Source organism: Endozoicomonas sp., assembly GCF_051008435.1.
GTDB lineage: Bacteria > Pseudomonadota > Gammaproteobacteria > Pseudomonadales > Endozoicomonadaceae > Endozoicomonas_A.
Window position 1 is genome coordinate 1 of sequence record NZ_JBPCXO010000270.1, and the last position, 19,639, is coordinate 19,639.

19 protein-coding genes are annotated in these 19,639 nt (G+C 47.7%); 9 read left to right on the forward strand and 10 right to left on the reverse strand.

Features of this window, described 5'->3' with window-relative positions; genetic code table 11:
* Positions 1-386 precede the first annotated feature (386 nt).
* Positions 387-2,006 (reverse strand): ricin-type beta-trefoil lectin domain protein, encoded by a 1,620-nt coding sequence (locus ACR2PX_RS13795; protein WP_433999931.1) that lies wholly within the window; start codon positions 2,004-2,006, stop codon positions 387-389.
* Between the two features lie 188 nt (positions 2,007-2,194).
* Here ACR2PX_RS13795 and ACR2PX_RS13800 point away from each other — a divergent pair, with 188 nt between their 5' ends.
* From ACR2PX_RS13800 to ACR2PX_RS13810, 3 genes are all read left to right on the forward strand, one after another.
* Entirely contained in the window at positions 2,195-3,103 is a 909-nt protein-coding gene (locus ACR2PX_RS13800) for a transglutaminase domain-containing protein (RefSeq protein WP_433999932.1), read from the forward strand.
* Between the two features lie 175 nt (positions 3,104-3,278).
* Positions 3,279-3,677 (forward strand): hypothetical protein, encoded by a 399-nt coding sequence (locus ACR2PX_RS13805; protein WP_433999933.1) that lies wholly within the window; start codon positions 3,279-3,281, stop codon positions 3,675-3,677.
* 88 nt (positions 3,678-3,765) lie between these two features.
* Positions 3,766-4,617, forward strand: coding sequence for a methylated-DNA--[protein]-cysteine S-methyltransferase (locus ACR2PX_RS13810; protein ID WP_433999934.1), 852 nt, complete (start codon positions 3,766-3,768; stop codon positions 4,615-4,617).
* A 30-nt stretch (positions 4,618-4,647) separates the two neighbouring features.
* Here ACR2PX_RS13810 and ACR2PX_RS13815 read toward each other — a convergent pair whose 3' ends face one another.
* The 7 genes from ACR2PX_RS13815 to ACR2PX_RS13845 all read right to left on the reverse strand — a co-directional run bounded on the left by ACR2PX_RS13815 (position 4,648) and on the right by ACR2PX_RS13845 (position 10,912).
* Complete coding sequence (locus ACR2PX_RS13815) at positions 4,648-5,769, reverse strand: acyl-CoA dehydrogenase family protein (RefSeq protein WP_433999935.1); 1,122 nt, start codon at positions 5,767-5,769, stop codon at positions 4,648-4,650.
* A gap of 10 nt (positions 5,770-5,779) precedes the next feature.
* Positions 5,780-6,961: an acyl-CoA dehydrogenase family protein gene (locus tag ACR2PX_RS13820; protein WP_433999936.1), complete on the reverse strand. Its 1,182-nt coding sequence runs from the start codon at positions 6,959-6,961 to the stop codon at positions 5,780-5,782.
* A gap of 99 nt (positions 6,962-7,060) precedes the next feature.
* The gene (locus ACR2PX_RS13825; protein ID WP_433999937.1) at positions 7,061-8,371 is read right to left on the reverse strand and encodes a protein kinase domain-containing protein; all 1,311 of its coding nucleotides are present in this window, start codon (positions 8,369-8,371) and stop codon (positions 7,061-7,063) included.
* The gene (locus ACR2PX_RS13830; RefSeq protein WP_433999938.1) at positions 8,329-8,634 is read right to left on the reverse strand and encodes a hypothetical protein; all 306 of its coding nucleotides are present in this window, start codon (positions 8,632-8,634) and stop codon (positions 8,329-8,331) included. Before ACR2PX_RS13830 ends, ACR2PX_RS13825 begins: the two co-directional genes overlap by 43 nt.
* 106 nt (positions 8,635-8,740) lie before the next feature.
* A complete protein-coding gene (pdxY, locus tag ACR2PX_RS13835; RefSeq protein WP_433999939.1) occupies positions 8,741-9,598 on the reverse strand; it encodes a pyridoxal kinase PdxY in 858 nt (285 codons plus the stop codon).
* A 94-nt stretch (positions 9,599-9,692) separates the two neighbouring features.
* Positions 9,693-10,343: a ChrR family anti-sigma-E factor gene (locus tag ACR2PX_RS13840; RefSeq protein ID WP_433999940.1), complete on the reverse strand. Its 651-nt coding sequence runs from the start codon at positions 10,341-10,343 to the stop codon at positions 9,693-9,695.
* On the reverse strand, positions 10,340-10,912 hold the full coding sequence (locus ACR2PX_RS13845) for a sigma-70 family RNA polymerase sigma factor (protein WP_433999941.1): 573 nt from the start codon (positions 10,910-10,912) through the stop codon (positions 10,340-10,342). Before ACR2PX_RS13845 ends, ACR2PX_RS13840 begins: the two co-directional genes overlap by 4 nt.
* Before the next feature lie 261 nt (positions 10,913-11,173).
* Between ACR2PX_RS13845 and ACR2PX_RS13850 the strand changes: the two genes are divergently transcribed.
* From ACR2PX_RS13850 to ACR2PX_RS13875, 6 genes are all read left to right on the forward strand, one after another.
* Entirely contained in the window at positions 11,174-12,535 is a 1,362-nt protein-coding gene (locus ACR2PX_RS13850; protein WP_433999942.1) for an NAD(P)/FAD-dependent oxidoreductase, read from the forward strand.
* A gap of 45 nt (positions 12,536-12,580) precedes the next feature.
* Entirely contained in the window at positions 12,581-13,435 is an 855-nt protein-coding gene (locus ACR2PX_RS13855; RefSeq protein WP_433999943.1) for a DUF1365 domain-containing protein, read from the forward strand.
* Positions 13,436-14,671, forward strand: a complete 1,236-nt coding sequence (locus ACR2PX_RS13860) for a class I SAM-dependent methyltransferase (protein WP_433999944.1) — start codon at positions 13,436-13,438, stop codon at positions 14,669-14,671.
* Positions 14,672-14,828: 157 nt separating this feature from the next.
* Positions 14,829-15,392 (forward strand): DUF3833 domain-containing protein, encoded by a 564-nt coding sequence (locus ACR2PX_RS13865; protein ID WP_433999949.1) that lies wholly within the window; start codon positions 14,829-14,831, stop codon positions 15,390-15,392.
* Between the two features lie 4 nt (positions 15,393-15,396).
* Positions 15,397-16,170, forward strand: a complete 774-nt coding sequence (locus ACR2PX_RS13870; RefSeq protein ID WP_433999945.1) for an SDR family NAD(P)-dependent oxidoreductase — start codon at positions 15,397-15,399, stop codon at positions 16,168-16,170.
* Between the two features lie 58 nt (positions 16,171-16,228).
* Positions 16,229-17,110, forward strand: a complete 882-nt coding sequence (locus tag ACR2PX_RS13875) for an alpha/beta fold hydrolase (RefSeq protein WP_433999946.1) — start codon at positions 16,229-16,231, stop codon at positions 17,108-17,110.
* A gap of 28 nt (positions 17,111-17,138) precedes the next feature.
* Here the strand turns inward: ACR2PX_RS13875 and ACR2PX_RS13880 are convergent, their stop codons facing one another.
* Positions 17,139-18,389 (reverse strand): anaerobic sulfatase maturase, encoded by a 1,251-nt coding sequence (locus ACR2PX_RS13880; RefSeq protein ID WP_433999947.1) that lies wholly within the window; start codon positions 18,387-18,389, stop codon positions 17,139-17,141.
* Positions 18,390-18,601: 212 nt separating this feature from the next.
* On the reverse strand, positions 18,602-19,381 hold the full coding sequence (locus ACR2PX_RS13885) for a hypothetical protein (protein WP_433999948.1): 780 nt from the start codon (positions 19,379-19,381) through the stop codon (positions 18,602-18,604).
* Positions 19,382-19,639 lie beyond the last annotated feature (258 nt).

A 19,639-nucleotide genomic window follows, 5' to 3' on the forward strand; every position in this document is an offset into this window, starting at 1 on the left:
GGCAACATGCCATGGAGTTTCAATGCCAAGTATTTTGGAGTAGAGTTCTTTATCACGCATGTTGGCATCCTTGCCTTGAAGTGTTCAATATAGATTAAATCACCCACTAAGATTAGGGAAGAGCCAAAATCTGTTCAAAGCATAATCGTGGCGACTACTTTATTGCCTATGAAAAAGAGGGTGTAATAACTTATCAGTTTTTTATGGTGAAACGTGCAAGGCGTGAGCAGTACATCAATCATCTCAAAAATGATCTGGAGTGTACGCTTGGAACAAGGCCCAGTGAATTGCCTGAGAATAAAGGCTGGTAGTACATCTTAAGGCCAGTAATCCTCTATCAAAGGATTACTGGTACATCGTCAGAATACCAAGGCTTAATCTAAGTCTCAGTTACCCCATTGCCACTGCTGATTGCTGCCGCCGTGGTACTGCCACTGGCCAACCTGTGCGCCCTTCCAGTCGCCATAGGCGTCTACAGCAATAGAGCCATTGTGTCGATTTCTCAGGGAGTTACCCACCCAGTCAAAGCGCATATTATTGTTATCGAGGCATTCCCAGACAACGATTTCGCCGTTACTGAATGTCTGACCACGATTATCCAGGCATGTGCCCAGCTTGCTTCTTAAAAAGCCATTGGCAGAGTCATAAGACCATTTCTGGGCATCGGAGCCATTGCACTCCCAGAGTCTTACATTGGTTCCGTTGTCACGGTTACCGCCTTCAACATCCAGGCAGAGGTTGCTGCGTTGATCCCTCAGTTCACGAAAGCCTGTCAGCAGAGGGTAGACTTTTTGACCGGGAGTCTGCCAGACACCTTCCTGACCCTGATCGTGATAGTTCAGCCAGACATTGAACATGCTGCCTTTAACGGCTTTCAGTTTTTCATTTTCCTGACTGTTGGTAGGAACAGAGAAACGATAGTTGCCCAGCTCAGCACAGGACTGACTGCCTTGATTCCAGGCCCCGGTTCTGAAGCTCAGGGCCCATTCACCGGTATCATTGCTCTGGCAGGCAAAATAATAGTTTGCGGAACAACTCTGGTCATCCCAGCGTCCAGACAGTGTGCTCACAGCACAGTGTTGGCTGCCATTATGATTGTTCGGCTCATTCCTGGCCCAACTCCATACCGCAGCATCAACCCTGCTGCCCGGAGTCATATCATCCAGGTTGACAATGTTAACGCCCTTGGCAAAGGATTCGGCCACTTCATGGGCTTCGATACGGTCCACTCCGCCGCCGCTTGTGAAAAGATCAACAATTTTGGCAATGGTGGTGCCGTCTTCCCAGATTCGAGAAACCTTACCGAGGCTATTGAAAGCCATATTGGCCAGCTCGCCATCATTGGCGCAGCCTTTGTCTTTCCAGAGTATGACCTGTTTGCCAGCCTCCAGAACCTGGGATTTGGTCAAGGTGTCTCCAATAGCCTTACAACCACCACTGTGGAAAATCTTGCCTCCCAGCTTGCCGTTTAGCTGTTGCCTGAGAACGGAATGTTTTCCATTAGTGTGATCTTCGATGTAGAGAATGATGACTTCGTTCGGATTGCTATCAAGCCATTGTCGTACTTCCTGAAGGCCGTCGGTTAAACGTCTGTCTTTAAGGCTGCAGCCAATATCCAGATCACCCAGTTCCTTGCCGATGCCGGAATGGCAAAGTAACAGATCTGTTCCCCACTTCCAGGGAGCACCATGCGTATGGGCCGTCCAGTGAGCATCCAGCTCGATAAACCGGGCTCCCATTCTCAACTGGTCGTAGATGGAGAACTTCTGCTGTGGATCGTGATACCGCAGGGCGTTTCTGTACACTTCTGAGTTGTAAGTGTTGTGAGTACCCAGAATATTGTTATTGATGATGGGTGAGTGATTATCCAGTTGTCGCTGCATAGCCAGCGCCTGGCTGGTCCAGCTTTTTTCAAAGTCGCTGATGGTGTCGGCCTGTGCAGAAACAGCAAGCCCCCCAATAACTACAGACTGCAGCAGTCTGTTCAGGTGCTTTTTTATTGTCATAATAATTATTGTTCTTCTTCTTCTTCTTCTTCTTCTTATTATTACATCATCACTGATGTCAGGTTTTATTGTTATATTTGCTGCTTAATTACCCGCTCAAAGTGCCATTGAATGACCGGGTGATTATTCAGCCATAGAGCAATCATGAATAGAGTTGATTAAAAAGTAAACGGTCGTTTGAAATCATTATGAGTGAACAGAATAATTTATACAGTCAAAGCAGTGTATTTACGCAGTCAGGGCCTTACCGCCCTTTGCTGAGCACCCTTCCAGATGATATTGCCAGTATTTGCCAATTTACTCAGAATCTGCTGATTCATGCCTATTGGCTCGATAAGTACGGTTGTAGTGAGAGTGAGTTCAGTAAATGGGAGGAGATGCAGGTCAGGTATGCAGCTGACATTCTGGCTTTAGCCTCCTCGAAAAGTACAACGTCTCTAAAGGAGCGGCGCGAGCCAAAAGAGAGAGTGGTCAGCATTTGTCGGGACTTCTCACTGATCGTTTGCACAGTTCTCAGAGCCAAAGGGTTTGCTGCTCGTATAAGATGTGGATTTGCCACTTATCTGACGCCTGAAAACTTTGAAGACCACTGGATTTGTGAGTATTGGAATTCAGACGAAAGTCGTTGGGTCATGGTCGATGCACAATTAGATGAATTGCATTGTGACGTTCTGAATATTGATTTTGATCCTTACGATGTGCCGGATTCAAAATTTCTATACGCCGGAACTGGATGGTTGTTGTGCCGGGCTGGAAAAGAAGAACCAACAAAGTTCGGTATTCACGGTTTTAATGACTTGCCCTTCATCAAAGGTAATCTTATTCGTGATCTGTTCGCATTATCCAGAATTGAAATGCTGGCTTGGGATACGGGGTGGGGAATATTAAATGAATATCTTGCGCCAATAACCGGTGAAGGCGAGTTTGAATTGCTGGATCAATTGGCTTGTTATAGTAAAGACTCGGACGTAGACAATGCAGAAAAGGTTGTGAAATCAAACCAATATATCGCACTGCCTGACAACTGGAAATGGAATCAATCCCCCACTCTTAGTGAGCTGTTTAGTCATTTTAATGAGAGTGTGGTTGGCGCCTGATTCATGCATTCAATCCACGAATTCAATTTATAGATATGAACAGACTCTGAAAAAGAGATCGTATTTCGTCCTGTGCGTATATTGAGAAAAGCAGTGGCTTTTTAAACTCAGGTCTCTTTTTAAGGCAGCCATTCTTTATTAATAAAACTGCCGTCGCACACTGAGGATGTTGTATATGATCAAGAAAGCCCTGTTATTGGCCTCTACTTCTTTAATGGTGGCCTGCGCCTATAATTCTGCTCCTGTAGTGGGTCCGCACGATAAAACAGAAGCGGAATATCAGCAGGATGTAGCAAAGTGCCATGAATACGCTGCCAAGGTGGATAAAGGCGAAGCGGCTAAAACCGGTGCAATTAATGCCGGTATTCTGGGGGCAGTGACGGGGGCAGCCGTAGGTCTGGTTGAAGGTGATGGCATTGATGGCGCCGTGGTGGGCGGAGCGGTCGTTGGTGGCGTAGCAGGAGCCAGTGCCGGTGCTGCAGGCGGAGCCATGAAGTCCACAGAAGATCAGGCTTATGTCCTGCGCCGCTGCCTGGCGGGTAAAGGTTATGATGTACTTGATCTTCGTCCCTAAAGCGCAAGTTTCGGGTCGCAACGGGAGCTTGTCTCGCTCATACTTTTATTCTGAAATAGATAATCCGGTTGGGGTCAGGAGTGTGTGAGTGAGTAAAGAATATTCAGAGGAACACCGGCAGTATCAACAGATCAGCAGGGCGATTGCCTATCTATCCAGCCATTGGACTGAGCAGCCCGGGTTAGCTGATGTGGCCAGTCATGTGGGATTGAGTGAGTTTCATCTGCAGCGTGTTTTTTCTGAATGGGCGGGCATCAGTCCTAAACAGTTTTTGCAGTTTCTGACCCGGGAGTATGCCAAACAACAACTCAGGAGTAACAGTGTATTAGATACTGCACTGGCTTCGGGCTTGAGTGGCACTGGCAGGTTGCATGATCTGATGCTGAATTGGGAAAGCATGAGTCCCGGTGAGTACAAAGCCAAAGGAAAAGGTATTGAAATAGTTTACGGTATTCATGATTCTCCATTTGGCTTCTGTCTGGTTGCTCAGACGACCAGAGGTATCTGCAAACTGTCGTTCTTTGATCATGAAGACGAACAGCAAGTTGTTGAGCAGGAGCTGCTTAAAGAATGGCCCAATGCACTTATCCACAGGAATGACCAGAATACAGCACCGGTAGTTCAGCAAATATTTAGCAGAAACTACCATCAACAACCTCTTCATCTGATCCTGAAAGGGACGCCTTTTCAGTTGAAAGTCTGGGAAGCTCTGTTAGCCATACCTCAGGGGCAGCTCTGTTCTTATCAACAAATAGCAGATAAAGCCGGCAAGCCCTCAGCCGTAAGAGCTGTAGCTTCAGCCGTGGCCCGGAATAACATCGGTTTTTTAATCCCCTGCCACAGAGTGATCAGAGGAACGGGAGAAATGAATCAGTATCGATGGGGAGCAGAGCGAAAGCAGGCTCTGATCGTGCATGAAGCTAATACGAACAGGGAGTAGTCAGGCCACTGGAAAGTAGCCTGACAGTTGTTAGCGGTTAATATACGTCTGGGCAATACTCTCGCCTAACTCACTGAGCAAACGGGCTGATCCGCCCAGTGTCAGTTCAACCTGTTTACTCCAGAGTGCATAACGAAACAGAGGATAATCCCGGTCGACGCCAATTCCTCCATGGAGGTGCTGACTGGCCTGGCTGATTCTGTGAGTCACATCGCCGCACCAGATCTTGGCAATTTTTACTGAATCGTCTGCAGGTTTTTCCTGATCCAGCAATGAAATTGCTTCAGCGGTTGCCAGCCTTAAGCACTCAACGTCGATATAGGCGTCTGCTGCCCTGTGAGCCACGGCCTGGAAAGTGGCAATCTTGACATCAAACTGTTCTCTCTCAGCCGTGTATCCAGCCGTCAGCCTGACCATTTTGTCTGTCATTCCGACACTGAAAGCGCAAAGCGCAGCTTGAGTTCTTTGCAGCGCATAAGTCATGGCCGTTTCTGCATCAGGGCCAATGGCCATAATATCTGTATCGTTGACCAAAACATTGGTCAGCGTCATCTGGCTTTGAGCCTCTCCACTGGTACTTTGCTGGTCTGCTAATTCAACTCCTTCACTGTCAGACGATAGCCAAAGGGCGACTAGACCTTCACTGGATTGCGCGCTGATGAGTATCTTTTCAGCTTGGGCACCATAAGGCACACAGTGCTTGACCCCGTTAAGCTGCCAGCCTCCAGTGACTCTTTCGGCGGTGGTGGAAGGCGTCAAAGGATCATCATTCAGTGGTTCTGCAAAAGCCGTAGAAATTAGACAATCGCCTGAAGCTACACGTGCAAGGATGGCTTGTTGTTGTTCAGTGCCGAATCTCTGCAAAGGCAAAGCTGCGCTGACGAGTACGGGAATCAGGGGAATGGGAGCCATGGTTCGACCGGCTTCTTCCAACACCAGACAAAGCGTTTCAAAACCAAAGCCCAGCCCTCCCTGGGTGGGTTCGATAGAGACGCCCAAAATGCCGGTTTCACCCAGATCTGACCAGAGTTTGGTGTCATAACGACTCGTATCATCAAACTGTCGAAGGTGCTCGTTATCGGTCTGATCAGTAAAGATCTGGATGGCCAGTTTCTGAACATCCTGCTGCTCGGTAGATAATTTAAAGTCCATACTATTTCTCCTATCGAGCCCTGGGCATCCACAAACCGGCAGCTGAGATAATATCCCGCTGAACTTCATTACAGCCGCCGCCAAAGGTCAGAATACTGCCGACCCGGTAGCGGTGCTCCAGTCGTCCCTGTAACAAAGAGCCGGGACTGTCTCCGCCAATCGTGGCATCCTGCCCCAGAACCTCCATCAATAGGCGATAGACTTCAACGAAGTATTCGGTGCCGTAAACTTTGGCGACCGAAGCCTGTTCCATACCCAGTCGATTTTCTTCAATGGCCCAGGCCTGTTTCCAGTTCATCACTCTCAACACTTCCAGGCCCATTTTGACCTTGGCCAGATTGGTTTGTACCCAGGGTTTGTTGATGATGGGCTGACCATCCCTGCCTTGGGTTTCTGTTGCCCAGGTGGCGACATCTTCAAAAAGAATCTGGATAGGACCATGGTTGACCAGACTGAGGCGCTCACGGTTCAGTTGGCCGGTAATCAGTCGCCAGCCTTTATTGACTTCACCTATCTGAAATTTATCTTCCAGTTGCAGGTCTTCAAAGTAGGTGGCGTTGGTGCGTACACCAAGAGTCCAGATAGGTGTGTGAGAAAAGCCGGGGTTGTCTTTGGGCACCAGAAACATAGACAGTCCCTTGTGCTTTTTAGTGGCGTTGGCATCGGTGCGAGCTGCCAGCCAGACATAATCAGAAAAGTTGGCCAGACTGGTCCAGATTTTCTGACCGTTGATCAGCCATCCGTTGTCGTTTTTATCGGCCCGGGTTTTCAGTGAAGCCAGATCGGTTCCGGCACCTGGTTCAGAGTAGCCGATGGCAATAACGACTTCGCCTTGCAGAATACCTTTTACAACGGTTTCCCTGATTTCATCACTGCCGTATTCGGCGAGGATAGGGCCAATAGCTTCTGTGGTAAGAAAAGGATAAGGGAAGCCTGAACGCATGACTTCTTCGGTGAAGATGTACTGTTCAATGGCGGTTGCTTCACGGCCTCCGTATTCTTTGGGCCATGACAGGGCGATCCAGCCATCCTGACCCATTTTTCTGAGGCCTTTGCGATACTCGGGGCCACCTCCTTCATAGTATTCAGGGTCTTTCATTTCATCGATCATGGCAGGGGTCATGATCGACTTCATATACTCTCTGATCTCAAGCTGCAGAGCCTGCTGCTCAGGAGTCAGGGTAATGTCCATAGCACTGCTCTCTTTCTTATTCTTTTTAATGGTCCGAAGTAGTCTCTATCGGACAAGCGTTATCAATATCGGGCTTGGGGCTTCTGAGGTCAAGAAAAATTAAGGCATGTGACTTTGAATGATTGAGAGTTGTTCTATCAGTGGAGAGAGTGGCAGACGATCTTTCCTGTTTGTGGAATGGCATGAAACTACAATGGGTAACAGCTCCGTTCTGGCAATTTGGCAGTGAACATCAGTCTCTGATTCAAGCTGTGGATAAAGGTATTCGCACAGTTCAAAATCCGGATCATCCTGTTTGCACTCTTCTATCCATTTATCAAAATTGGCACCGGTTTCTCCGGTAAGCGATTGTAGAGCCAGCAGCCCCCAGGAATAGACTTCTGTTAATTCATCAAAAGGCGCAGTCTCGACTTCGGGGGCAAAGTAGGTCGGTCTTTTATTCCAGGGGTGGCAGCGACCCTGTTCAACGGCTAATCCACCATCAATGAGTTTGATTGTCAGATGGCTGGTCAGCATGACATTGGTGGCTTTCAAGTCTCTGATTAGATAGCCCCGCTGAAAGATAAATAGCAGAGCCCTGGCTGCATCCGTTAATGCCTGGAGTCGTTGTGAAAAGTTAAGGCATTCTTTACCAGGAATTTTAGAAACAAAAGGTGGGTATTGATGGGGGAGTATCTCCATAACAATAAACTGGTGATGGTCAATAGTGGCTCCAATAACCTGTACTATCAATTCTGATTGGCAAATAATCAGAAAAGTCAGCTCTATTCTGAGACACTCTTTGGCCCTGCCTTTTCGTTTTTTATAGTCTTCTTGTGTTTCGCATGAACTTTTTTCGATTTGCGCGCTTTTTGCGGCTACCCGATATTGTTTCTCCGGTTTACCTTCTGCATTTTTAACCACTAATATGGCCCTGTATACGGTGCCGTAGGCACCTCTGCCAATTGCTTCCCTTTCTGTCAGCTCGACATTGTTTAACATGGTGGCCATAAAAGACGGTGATGTTTCGCAGACTGCCATAGTTTCCTGAGGTACTTCGTCGTCTTGATTAGACTGACGTTTCTCTGCATTGTTCATGCTTAAAGGATCAGAGGGGGGCTCAGGAGATTGGGTGGAAAGGATACTCATCAGCAAGAAATCTATGACCAGGGTCAGGCCGAAATCCTTTGTATCGGAGAAATCTTGCCCCCAGTGGTGACTGGAATGAAGGCTGTTATTTTGAGTCAGAAGGTCAATGTAAGTGGTTGAAGTGAGTTCGCAGGAATCACCGTCACATTCATCACTGAAAAAATCTATATTTGGCTGATTCTCTTTGGCGTCGCCAGAGCAGTGGTCATACCAGCGCTTGATAGCAGCTTTTATCCATCTTACTGATGAAAATAGTCTGCAACCCACCAGACTTCCTGCCATTGCTTCATCTTATTGTCTGATGGTTCAGAGGGGTCGGACTGAATTCCCGGGACAATATGGACAAACACTTCGTGATCTATTTCTGTCGTGGATTTCCATTCAGGCGAACTATTCGCCAGAAAAGATGAAATAAGCGCTATGGGTACAGTTATGGAGTCAACGCTGGCCAGTAATGGGGGGCAGAGAAATAGAAGACAGGTCAGAAGTACCTGATGAAACCCAGAAGGGTATTTGCCACTGACTTTGAAACAAACCCTGCTCATGACCAAAACAATCTGTTTGACCCCCGACCATCAAGAATTATTTCGTAATGCTAATTCAAGATAGTTCATTAAATGAGGTCTGTAATGAACAGGGTATAAAGCGCTGCTATTGAACTGATTCAGCCGAAAAGACTTCTGTTGGGTTAACCAGCTGGTCCTGAGATTCTATCAGCATTAACTCAGAACTTTGATGTTGATGAGTTAACTTGAAGACGGCATACATGGCGGCAGCAACATGTTCTAGGCAGGCTTTCAATGGATTGGTCATCAGGTACTTGGCCAGGAACAGGGCTGAAGTGGCATCACCACAACCACTCATCGTGTTTTTAAATTGCAGCAATGGCGTTTTAATCAACCAGGCTTCGGTTTCTGTGACAGCCATCATTTCAATCGTATCGTGATCTGAATCCGGATAAATCAGACTGGTGACCAATATCACTTTAGGGCCTTTAGCCAGCAATGAGCGAGCAGAAGCAAGAGCCTGCTCAGAACTCTGGACAGGCTGCCCGCTCAGTATCTCCAATTCAAAATGATTGGGCGTCAGAATGTCTGCTTTGGCGAGCAGACGATCCCGGAAATATTCTGGAATCTGATGGTTAACATAAAGACCCGTGTCTCTGTCTCCCATAACCGGGTCACAGCAGTACAGTGCCTCTGAATTTTCATTTTTTACTTTATCCACCGTCTGCAGAATAACGTCCGCAACCGCAGGGTCTCCCATGTAGCCAGACAGTACGGCATTACACCGGGACAAAACGTTGAGTTGCTCAATACCTTCAATCACGTCCGTCAGGGTTTCTGGCTGAAACACCGGACCTTTCCAGGTGTCATAGCCCGTATGATTAGAGAACATGACGGTGTTAACAGGCCAGACGTTGCATCCCATTCGCTGAAGGGGAAAAACGGCCGACGAGTTTCCTGCGTGTCCGTATGCAACATGAGATTGAATGGAAAGAATGTTCATAGAATGGAGGTACTACTCAAGCCAGGGCCAAAGTGTCTAATCCTACAAAATAAACAGGGCACCCTAAAGGTGCCCGGAAGAATGAGTTGCTCATTCAAAGTTGGAAAAAGGGTTGCAGCAGTCTGGGGACCAGCCCGTTAAACCTTAAAGGTGCATCAGTGGCAATCAGGCAAATACAGCCTTCATGAGTATCTGCCACAGGTTGGTGTTGAACGTCCGGGTCCAGGTCAGCCACATCTCCAGCACAGAATCGACCCAGCTCATCGGAGTAGGAGCCTTTCAAAACCATGGTGAGTTCAGAGCCGGTATGTCCGTGAGAGGGCATGCAGGTTCCCGGTGCAATTTTCAACAGCCTCAGTTTGCTTCCGGAGGCTGGCAAGATGAACTGCTTCAGGCCCGGGGCCATGCTTTTCCAGTGCAGGTCGTCCAGGTAATAACCCAGCAGGGGTCTGAGTGGTGCTGGAACATCAGCATCATCCGGTAGGGTCTTTTCTTCACAACTTTCCGCTGGCGCCTGCTCAGTATTATCAAGTAATGCCAGAATGTCGCCTTTTGCACTGGAGGACATAGCAGCGGGTTCCAGTTCTTCCAGCAGACTGATGCCGATTTGTTCGGCTTCGTGAACGTGTCGGTTGCAGTGATTGCAGACGCTCAGGTGAGCCGCAACCACAGTAGCAATAGCATCTGGCAGGCTACCTGCGGAGTAACTCATCAGGGTGCTGAGGTCAGGGTGATGTGTTGTCATTTTACCTCTCCCATCTGATTACGAAGTTTCGTGAAAGCCAGTCTTAGGCCCGATTTCACACTGCCCAGTGGCATATCCATGTCTTCAGAGATTTCACGATGACTTTTTCCTTCGTAATACACCTTATAAACTAACTGGGCCTGTTGTTGAGGCAGGTCATTTATAGCGGACTTGATCTTCTCAGAATCAAATTCAGTCATAGGCGGTACAAAACTGCTTTCCGGATAGTTGTCCAGTGGTGACAACAGGTCCGCTTTTTCTTTTCTCAATCGATCTATCCACAGGTTACGGGCTATTCGGAAAATCCAGGTCGATGCTGTGGATTTCTCAGGGTCGTAACTTTTGCAGTGTCTCCAGACCGACAGCATGGTTTCCTGAACCAGCTCTTCTGCCATCTCCCCGTGAGCGCCTTTAGTCATCAAGTGTCTTTTCAATCTGGGAGCAAAAAAGTCATACAGGAGCGCAAACGTCTGTTTGTCCCGGTAGCGACCCAGATTCACTAACGATTGCTTTAGTTTGTCTGGCGTTTCCGTATTGCTGTTTTCAGAATCCATTGTGCTTTTATTCATAGCTGGACTTATCATCAGAATATCGCGTGTCTAGCCTATTTGTCTCTGTTTACGTAGATAAGAGGTTATTGGATCACCGAGAAACCTGGGAGCCTGTCGGACTTAAGACCATTTCGGCCTGAATTCCAGAAAAAGCTGGCTCGCTTTACTGACTCTTCAATAGAAAGCATGCTCGAAAGCAAAAGTCCGACAGGTTTCTGGTGATCCAAATTAACCGTTAAAGCGTAGAGATTAGTGAAGCTTACGTTTGCAGGTCGCTCTATGACAGTTAAAGGACTCAACATTGCTGTAATTGGATCAGGCATCAGCGGGCTGTCAAGCGCCTGGCTACTGTCGAAACAGCATAATGTTACCGTGTTTGAGAAAGATGACCGTTTTGGTGGTCACAGTAATACGGTGACAGTAAAGGATGGCGATCACTCTATTCCAGTCGACACCGGTTTTATTGTTTTCAACAATAAAACTTACCCTAATCTGACCGCCTTCTTTGATCATCTGGATGTTCCGGTCATCAATACTGATATGTCTTTTGCTGTTTCACTGAATCAGGGGTGTACTGAATATTCCGGAACCGACCTTAATGGACTTTTTGCTCAGCGCTTAAATGCCGTGAAGCCCGGATTCCTGAGAATGCTGTTGGATGTCTTCCGGTTTTATCAAGCCAGTTCGGACTTGATGAAACAGCTGAACCCTTCTGTCACTCTCAGGGAACTGCTCGCAGGGAGAGGATACAGTCAACGCTTTATTGATGACCATCTGGTTCCGATGGGGGCGGCTATCTGGTCTACACCTTCTGATCGAATGCTGGATTATCCGGCCCTGGCTTTTATGCGATTTTGTCAGAATCATGGGTTACTCCAGCTGACAGATCGACCTCAGTGGCAAACAGTGAACGGGGGCAGCAGAGAATACGTTCGCCGTATTCTGGCTGACATGGATGGCCTGGCCGTCAAGAACCGTTGTGTACGTAAAGTGAAGCGCTATGCGGATCGGGTTGTTATTACTGACCTGCAGGGAGACGTTCATGAGTTTGATCATGTGGTGATGGCCTGTCATGCAGATACTTCTCTGGCTATGCTGAGTGAGCCCAGTGAGTTGGAACAGTTACTGCTGGGTTCCTTCAGTTTTCAGCGAAACCGGGCCATTCTGCACAGTGATGAACGACTCATGCCTTCAAGAAAAAGAGCCTGGGCCAGCTGGAACTATTTTGGTACACAATCCAATGAAGGCCCTTCCATCACTTACTGGATGAATCGTCTTCAGCACCTTGAAGGGCTGCCTCTGTTTGTCACTCTGAATCCTTCCATAGAACCTGAACAGATTCATGGGTGCTATCTGTACGATCACCCCGTCTTTGATCGAAACGCCCTTGAAGCTCAGTCAAGACTCTGGGAATTGCAGGGTCGCAATCGTACATGGTTCTGCGGAGCCTGGTTTGGTTATGGCTTTCATGAAGACGGCCTTCAGTCGGGTCTGGCCGTTGCTGAAGCACTGGGTGGAAAACGCAGACCCTGGTCTGTAGAAAACCAGAATGACCGGCTGGTCTGGCCTGAACATGGTATCGGCAAAAGACCGGTGACTTCTGGCATGGACAGCGAAATGCAAAGTGTCCACGAAATTTAATCCATCCATGGCTTTGAGCAATGTCATCAGCACCAGGAGGCGGTTATGAAGTCAGCGGTTTATTGGGGGCAGTTAATGCATAACCGCATTCAACCCCGCAAGCATCGTTTCTCTTACAGGGTAGCTTCATGGTTTATTGATCTGGATGAGCTGAATCAACTGAATAGCCATCTCAAACTGTTTTCTGTTGATCGATTCAATCTGCTTTCCTTTCACCAGAAGGATTTTGCTGACGGTTCCGGACAGTGTCTCAAAACTCAGGCGATTGAACTTTTGTCAGCGCATGATGTAGCTCCGCCAGAGCGTATTTGCATGCTCTGTTATCCGAGAGTGCTTGGTTATGCTTTTAATCCTCTGACGGTTTACTACTGCCTTGATGCGGAGGAAAAACTGTCTGCCCTGATTTATGAAGTAACCAACACACTTGGAGAGCGACACAGTTACGTTATCCCCATCGAAAAAGGTGTAGGGGCGCAAAATTCAGTTCACCAGTCCGTAAAAAAGCAGCTTCATGTTTCACCTTTCTTTGAGACCGACTGTCATTACGGTTTCAGGGTTCAGATGCCGGGTAACCATCTGAAACTGGGCATTAATCTGCACAACGATGATGGCAAGTTGTTTGCTGCAGTCCTTAAAGGAAAACGACAGATACTGAGTGATCTGAATATTCTCAGGCAGCTATTTGTTCTGCCAATGCAGGCATTCAAGGTCATTCTGGCAATTCATTGGGAAGCGCTTCGACTGTTCATTAAAGGTGTTCAAGTGATTCGTCACATTCCGAAAGATCGTTTTTTCAGTTGGAGTCGTGGTTTGACTCATGGCTGGTCAGGCCAGGTGGGTAGTAATGACCCCAAAACAGCTATGAACAAACAAAAAAAATACGAGAAGCAGGGGGCATAAATGTTGGAAATTTCAGGGAAAACCCTGTCGCAGAATGGGTTTGCTGCAGATCAGAGCGCCACTAAAGTGTCCAGAGCTTTGAAATGGCTGGTGGGGCGGCTGGAAAAAGCTTCACTGAGCCTGATTGAGTTGCAACAGGAAGGTTGCCTCATAAAGGTTGGAGAGTCAGAACGGGACGTTCCGATTCCCAGAGTCAGGATTAATCGTCCTTGGGGTTTGCTCAGGTCAGCAAACCGGGGGGTTATCGGACTGGCTGAATCTTATATGAAAGGTGATTGGGACACTCCAGATCTTCAGGCGGTTGTGGACTGGGGAATATCCAATGAGATGCGCATTGAAAAACAGTTTTCTACCCACTGGTTAACTCGAAAACTGAACCGGCTGAATCATTTATTGAACAACAATAGTCGTTCAGGAAGTCGTCGCAATATTGCGGCCCACTACGATCTTGGGAACGATTTCTATCAGTTGTGGCTGGATCCTTCCATGACTTATTCCAGTGCCGTATTCAGCAATCATGATGAAACTCTGGAGCAGGCTCAGGCCAATAAATATCAGCTGGTGATGAATTGGCTGGACGCCAGGCCCGAACATTCCGTGCTGGAAATAGGCTGTGGCTGGGGTGGTTTTGCCCGGTCATTACATCAACAGGGTGGCCAGAGTTACTCAGGTGTCACCCTGTCCAGAGAGCAGTTGCAATTTGCCAGTGATTCTCTTCAGGAGGAAACCGGTTTTAATTTTCATTTGAAGGATTACCGGGATATCCAGGGACAGCACGACCGTATTGTCTCGATAGAAATGTTGGAAGCAGTGGGGGAAAGCCACTGGCCCATCTATTTTAAGAAAGTGTTTGATTCACTAAAGCCAGGTGGTATCGCGGTCATTCAGGTCATCACTATTGATGAAGAGCGATTTAAACGTTATCGCGCAGAAACCGACTTTATCCAGCGTTACATTTTCCCGGGTGGCATGCTTCCGACGGATCAGATTATCAATGACCAATGTCGCAATGCGGGTCTGGATATTGAGAACTCATATTCTTTCGGACGTGACTACGGCAAAACCCTGTCAATCTGGGCGGATGCATTCAAGCAGGGCTGGTCTGAGATAGAGACTCTGGGGTTTGACGAACATTTCAAGCGCATGTGGCTATTCTACCTGGCTTACTGTGAAGCCGGTTTTAAGCAGGACAGCATTGACGTGCGACTCTATCAGATCAGGAAACCGGGTTTATGACATGGGCAAGGAGGTCCTATTTATGCGCAAAGCAATACAGCAACAACATTGGCTATGGGTCTTTTTCTTTAAAGTGAAAAATATTTTTCTTTGCCCTTTTTCCTGTTCAAGGAAGGCGAAAAATATTTTTCTGAGCTCATGGCTGTTTACTTTTTCTTTGCAGGGATGTGCAACTATGAAACTGCAGGATAAATACACCCAGGATCTGCCGGTTTTAACCATTGAGCAATACTTTCAGGGGATCACCTACGCAAGAGGTGAGTTTGTTGATCGTTTTGGAAAATTACGCAATCGCTTTGAAGTAGTGATGCGTGGGCGAGTAGAGGGCGATGTACTGATACTGGATGAAGATTTTATCTATGAGGACGGTTCTACTTCTAATCGGCTCTGGAGAATCAAGATACTGCCCGATGGACGCTACGAAGGTGAAGCGGGAGATGTGATTGGTATGGCCACCGGTAGAAGTCAGGGGAATACCTTTAACTGGACTTATCAAATGGATTTGCCCATCAAGGGGATCAACTGGCGGGTGAAGTTTGATGACTGGTTGTTTTTGCAGAAGAACGGCCAGATTCTGAATATAGCCGATGTCAGCAAATGGGGATTTACCCTGGGCACCCTGACGTTCTATTTCAGCAAGGAGCATTCATTGATCAGTGAGTCTTCTTTAAAGAAACTGCAACTCATGGATGCAGAACCTGCCCATACTTCAGAGAAATAAAACGATGAAAACGACTCCATCTCTGAAAAGCAAAGTGATCTGGATTACCGGAGCCAGCCAGGGTATTGGCCGCCAGCTAGCTTTAACGATGGCTCGTCAGGGGGGAACTGTGATTGCCACAGCCAGAAGCTTTGGCAATCTGGACCGGCTTCAGAATGAAGCTTTGGACCTGGAAGGTATAATCATTCCGCTACCGGCGGACGTGACCGATCAGGATGCTGTGATTCGTGCCGCTGATGTCATTATGAATCGTTTTGGCAGAGTGGATATAGCGGTGTTGAATGCCGGCACGTTCATCAAGACAGCCGGGGTGGATTTCAGATCCACACACATGCGCAAACACTTCGAATTGAATGTTATGGGCGTCTGTCATTGTCTTGATGCATTGATTCCGGTGATGGTGAAGCAGCAGTCGGGGATCATTGCCATCAATGCATCCCTGGCAGGTTACAGGGGGTTACCTGCTGCTGCCGCATACGGTGCCAGCAAGGCAGCCCTGATTAATATGGCTGAGTCGCTCTATACCGATCTGAAACCGGAAGGTGTGGACATCAAAGTGATTAACCCGGGGTTTGTCAAAACGCCCCTGACAGATAAAAACAAGTTTGAAATGCCTTTTCTGATGGAGGTTGAATCAGCAGTTGAGGCTATTCTATCGGGCTTAAACCGCCGTCATTTTGAAATCAGGTTTCCTACGGTTTTTGGCATGATCATGGGATTGCTGAGGGTATTACCCTACCGAGTGTATTTCAGTGTAATCCGTCGCTTGAATCAGTGAAGGGCTTCAGAGTCTGTGCCAGAATGGTCTCATCGGAACGCTACTTCGGAGACCGACGATGGGCGACAGCTTTTCCCTTGCAAAGATCCGAACACTTCAATTGCAGGATGGGCGGAATCTTGAATATTACTGCAGCAGGTCAACGGGTCCCGCTGTATTTTTTCATCATGGTGTAGCCAGTGATTTGAGCACCGTCAGGTTGCTGGAACCTGCTATTCACAAGCTGGGTGGCCGGATGATCGCCTACAGTCGTCCAGGGTACGCAGGCAGTACCCGTCAGCCAGGGCGCTCCATTCAGTCTTCTTTAGACGATGTCACCGCTATTCTTGAAGACCTTAATCTTGATTGTTTTCTCGCTGTGGGCTGGTCAGCAGGCGGCCCTCATGCTCTGGCTATGGCGGCGGCTTTACCCGGTCGTTGTCATGGCGTGGCAACCATTGCCAGTGTTGGGATGCCCGATGAGCACTTCAGGAAAGGCATGAGTGAATTCACCATGATGGTTTTGACACTGGCGGAGCAGGGAGGGTCTGTGCTTGAACAATGGATCGTTGAAAACAGGGAAATGCTGTTGTGTGAATCCAGTCAGGCATTGATCACTTCTCTGGATATGCTGCTGGCTGATTCTGATCGAACAGCCATGAATGATGGCCTGGCCAATATACTGTTTGAGTCTTTTCAACGGGCAATGATTACGGAGAAGGGCTGGGTGGATGATAATCTTGCCCTGGTCAGAAACTGGGCATTTTCGCCGGAAACCATTGGTTGTTCAGTGACAGTCTGGTGTGGAGCTGAAGATAAAGTGATGCCGCCTTCTCACAGTCGGGGGCTGGCAAAGGTAATAACAGCGGCAGAAATGAGAATGCTCAAGGGAGAAGGGCATTATTCCATTCTCTGGAATAACCGTGTGGCAATAGCCTGCGATTTGATGAACAAGTTTTGAGCCGGAGGCTTAGCCTCCGGCTTTTTTATTAGTAGTGGGCAACAATCTGGCTCTGTTGTTTGGCAATCGTACTGGCTACATGCATGATGTTGGCAGGAGCACGATTTTTAGTCAGCTCGTTAGCCATGTATTTCATGTAAGGATCCATGTGTCCGAAGATTTTCTTGTAACCGGGGCACAGGTGGTTCTGTAATGTGCCATCGTCGTTTTGATGGATGCGTTGTTTCGGGCAACCACCGTTGCAGGCATGGCGGAATTCACAGCTTTCACATTTTGCGCCGACGTTGGCTTTGTCCTGACCAAACCTTTTCTGGAATTTCTGGGTCACGGTTTTATGGATTTTTCCATCCATAACATTACCCAGGCGATACTCAGGGTAAACATAATGGTCACAGCTGTAGATATCGCCATTACGCTCAATGATCATGGCGTCGCCACATTCTTTGCGATAAACACAGACGTTGGGTTCTTCACCGTGCCAGGCTGCCAGTGCGTTATCAAACAGCTGAACAAACACTTTGCCCACATCCTTACGAACCCACTGGTCAAAGACAGCGACCATGAAATCACCGTACTTGCTACCATCTACGGAGAAAGGCGTCAGTTGCTTCTCGGTTTTTGACTTTGGGAAGATTAATTGCGGCTGGGCTCTCTCAACTTCCATTTGTTCAACCACTGGGATGAACTGCATAAACTCGGAGCCAATGCTTTTCAGGAAGTTGTAAACCTCAACCGGATGCTCAACATTAATGTTGTTGATCACGGTCAGGGTGTTGAACTTTACGCCATGCTTTTTCATGGTCTCAATGCCGCGCATGACTTTCTTGAAAGAAGGCTTGTCTCCTTTCAGAGGACGGTAATGGTCGTGCAGTTCTTCGGGGCCATCAATAGACAGTCCGACCAGAAAGTTGTGCTTTTTCAGGAATTCGCACCAAGAGTCGTCCAGAAGGACACCGTTGGTTTGCAGGCAATTAACGATCTCTTTAGAGCCGGCGAACTCTTTCTGGTACTCAACGGCCCGCTCAAAAAAGTCCAGACCCGCCAGTGTTGGCTCACCGCCCTGCCAGGCAAACTCAACAATGGGTGAGTCCTGACCGGCAATGTAATGCTTAACGTAACTTTTCAGAACTTCGTCACTCATATGAGTGATCTTTTCCTTACCCCGGTCATCCGCCTTTTTGTTGAAGAAGCGCTCTTTCTCCAGGTAAAAACAGTAATCGCAATCCAGATTACATTGATAACTGGTCGGTTTGGCCATCAGGTGGAAAGGCTTTTTCATACTACAGCTGCCTTGGGTGAAAAGTTGTTTTTGTTGTAGGTTATGGCTATGTCATCAGGACTGTCGGTCTACGAGCCGCTTGCCAGAAGATATGCCGCTCATGACCTTGGTGCATGAGTCAGATATTTATAAGTCAGGCAGCTTAAAGTGTTTGCGGTAAATATCAATAGGATGAGATTTTTATACAGCTGTTTTAGGTAGAAGTACTTAATCTAGAGCATGTTTAATTTTTTCAGGTAGGCCTCTGCCTGATGAGTAATGGCGGCTTGATCACCAGCGGATTGTTTGTCCCAGTTCTTGTAAATCATGCCGATTCTGGGGTTCTTGCTCAGTTGCTCTCTGTGCTGAACCATAAAGTGCCAGTAAAGGCTGTTGAATGGACAGGCTTGCTCTCCGGTTTTTTTCTTCACATTGTAATGGCAGCTTTTGCAGTAGTCGCTCATCTTGTTGATGTAGTTACCACTGGCTGCATAGGGTTTTGAAGCCAGTAACCCGCCATCAGCAAACTGACTCATGCCACGAGTGTTTGGTAACTCAACCCATTCGATAGCGTCGACATAAACACCCAGATACCACTCGTCGACCTGGTCGGGATCGATTCCGGCCAGTAAACAGAAAGTGCCTGTGATCATGAGTCTCTGGATATGGTGGGCATAGGAGTAATCTAAAGACTGGGCTATGGCCTCCTGTAAACAGTTCATGCGGGTTTCGCCAGTCCAGAAAAAATCGGGCAGTGATCGTTTGGCCTTTAAGTGGTTTAGTGAGGAATACTCGGGCATGTTGACCCAGTAAATTCCCCTGACATATTCACGCCAGCCCAGAATTTGCCTGATAAAACCTTCAGTCTGGGCAATGGATATGGAGTCCGGGTCTGCCTGCCAGGCTTTAACCGCTGCCTGAATAACCTGCAGAGGCGTCAGTATTTTACTGTTCAGGGCAAAGGACAGTCGGGAGTGATAGAGGCTCCATTTTTTATCAGTCTGGCAGGTCATTGCATCTTGAAACTGTCCAAACCTGGGCAACCCGTACTGGCAGAAATAGCGCAGTTGTTTGAGTGACTGCTGGCGAGTGACAGGCCAGATGAGGTCTGGAGTAGCTTTGCCAAAGCTCTGGATTTTATGCCTGCCTAGGAGCCTGTCGGACTTACCACTGACCTACTGCGAAAAAGCCGGATTTGGCCATTTTCTATGATTCTTTTCGTTGAATAGCTCGCTATTCGCCTCAAATAATCATAAAAACTGTCTCAAACC

What these genes read in the sequence shown, in the direction of transcription:
- ACR2PX_RS13795 (WP_433999931.1), bottom strand. Translation starts at nt 2,006, where the DNA reads ATGACAATAAAAAAGCACCTGAACAGACTGCTGCAGTCTGTAGTTATT.
- ACR2PX_RS13800 (WP_433999932.1), top strand. Translation starts at nt 2,195, where the DNA reads ATGAGTGAACAGAATAATTTATACAGTCAAAGCAGTGTATTTACGCAG.
- ACR2PX_RS13805 (WP_433999933.1), top strand. Translation starts at nt 3,279, where the DNA reads ATGATCAAGAAAGCCCTGTTATTGGCCTCTACTTCTTTAATGGTGGCC.
- ACR2PX_RS13815 (WP_433999935.1), bottom strand. Translation starts at nt 5,769, where the DNA reads ATGGACTTTAAATTATCTACCGAGCAGCAGGATGTTCAGAAACTGGCC.
- ACR2PX_RS13820 (WP_433999936.1), bottom strand. Translation starts at nt 6,961, where the DNA reads ATGGACATTACCCTGACTCCTGAGCAGCAGGCTCTGCAGCTTGAGATC.
- ACR2PX_RS13825 (WP_433999937.1), bottom strand. Translation starts at nt 8,371, where the DNA reads ATGGCAGGAAGTCTGGTGGGTTGCAGACTATTTTCATCAGTAAGATGG.
- ACR2PX_RS13830 (WP_433999938.1), bottom strand. Translation starts at nt 8,634, where the DNA reads ATGAGCAGGGTTTGTTTCAAAGTCAGTGGCAAATACCCTTCTGGGTTT.
- pdxY (WP_433999939.1), bottom strand. Translation starts at nt 9,598, where the DNA reads ATGAACATTCTTTCCATTCAATCTCATGTTGCATACGGACACGCAGGA.
- ACR2PX_RS13840 (WP_433999940.1), bottom strand. Translation starts at nt 10,343, where the DNA reads ATGACAACACATCACCCTGACCTCAGCACCCTGATGAGTTACTCCGCA.
- ACR2PX_RS13845 (WP_433999941.1), bottom strand. Translation starts at nt 10,912, where the DNA reads ATGAATAAAAGCACAATGGATTCTGAAAACAGCAATACGGAAACGCCA.
- ACR2PX_RS13850 (WP_433999942.1), top strand. Translation starts at nt 11,174, where the DNA reads ATGACAGTTAAAGGACTCAACATTGCTGTAATTGGATCAGGCATCAGC.
- ACR2PX_RS13855 (WP_433999943.1), top strand. Translation starts at nt 12,581, where the DNA reads ATGAAGTCAGCGGTTTATTGGGGGCAGTTAATGCATAACCGCATTCAA.
- ACR2PX_RS13860 (WP_433999944.1), top strand. Translation starts at nt 13,436, where the DNA reads ATGTTGGAAATTTCAGGGAAAACCCTGTCGCAGAATGGGTTTGCTGCA.
- ACR2PX_RS13870 (WP_433999945.1), top strand. Translation starts at nt 15,397, where the DNA reads ATGAAAACGACTCCATCTCTGAAAAGCAAAGTGATCTGGATTACCGGA.
- ACR2PX_RS13875 (WP_433999946.1), top strand. Translation starts at nt 16,229, where the DNA reads ATGGGCGACAGCTTTTCCCTTGCAAAGATCCGAACACTTCAATTGCAG.
- ACR2PX_RS13880 (WP_433999947.1), bottom strand. Translation starts at nt 18,389, where the DNA reads ATGAAAAAGCCTTTCCACCTGATGGCCAAACCGACCAGTTATCAATGT.
- ACR2PX_RS13885 (WP_433999948.1), bottom strand. Translation starts at nt 19,381, where the DNA reads ATGACCTGCCAGACTGATAAAAAATGGAGCCTCTATCACTCCCGACTG.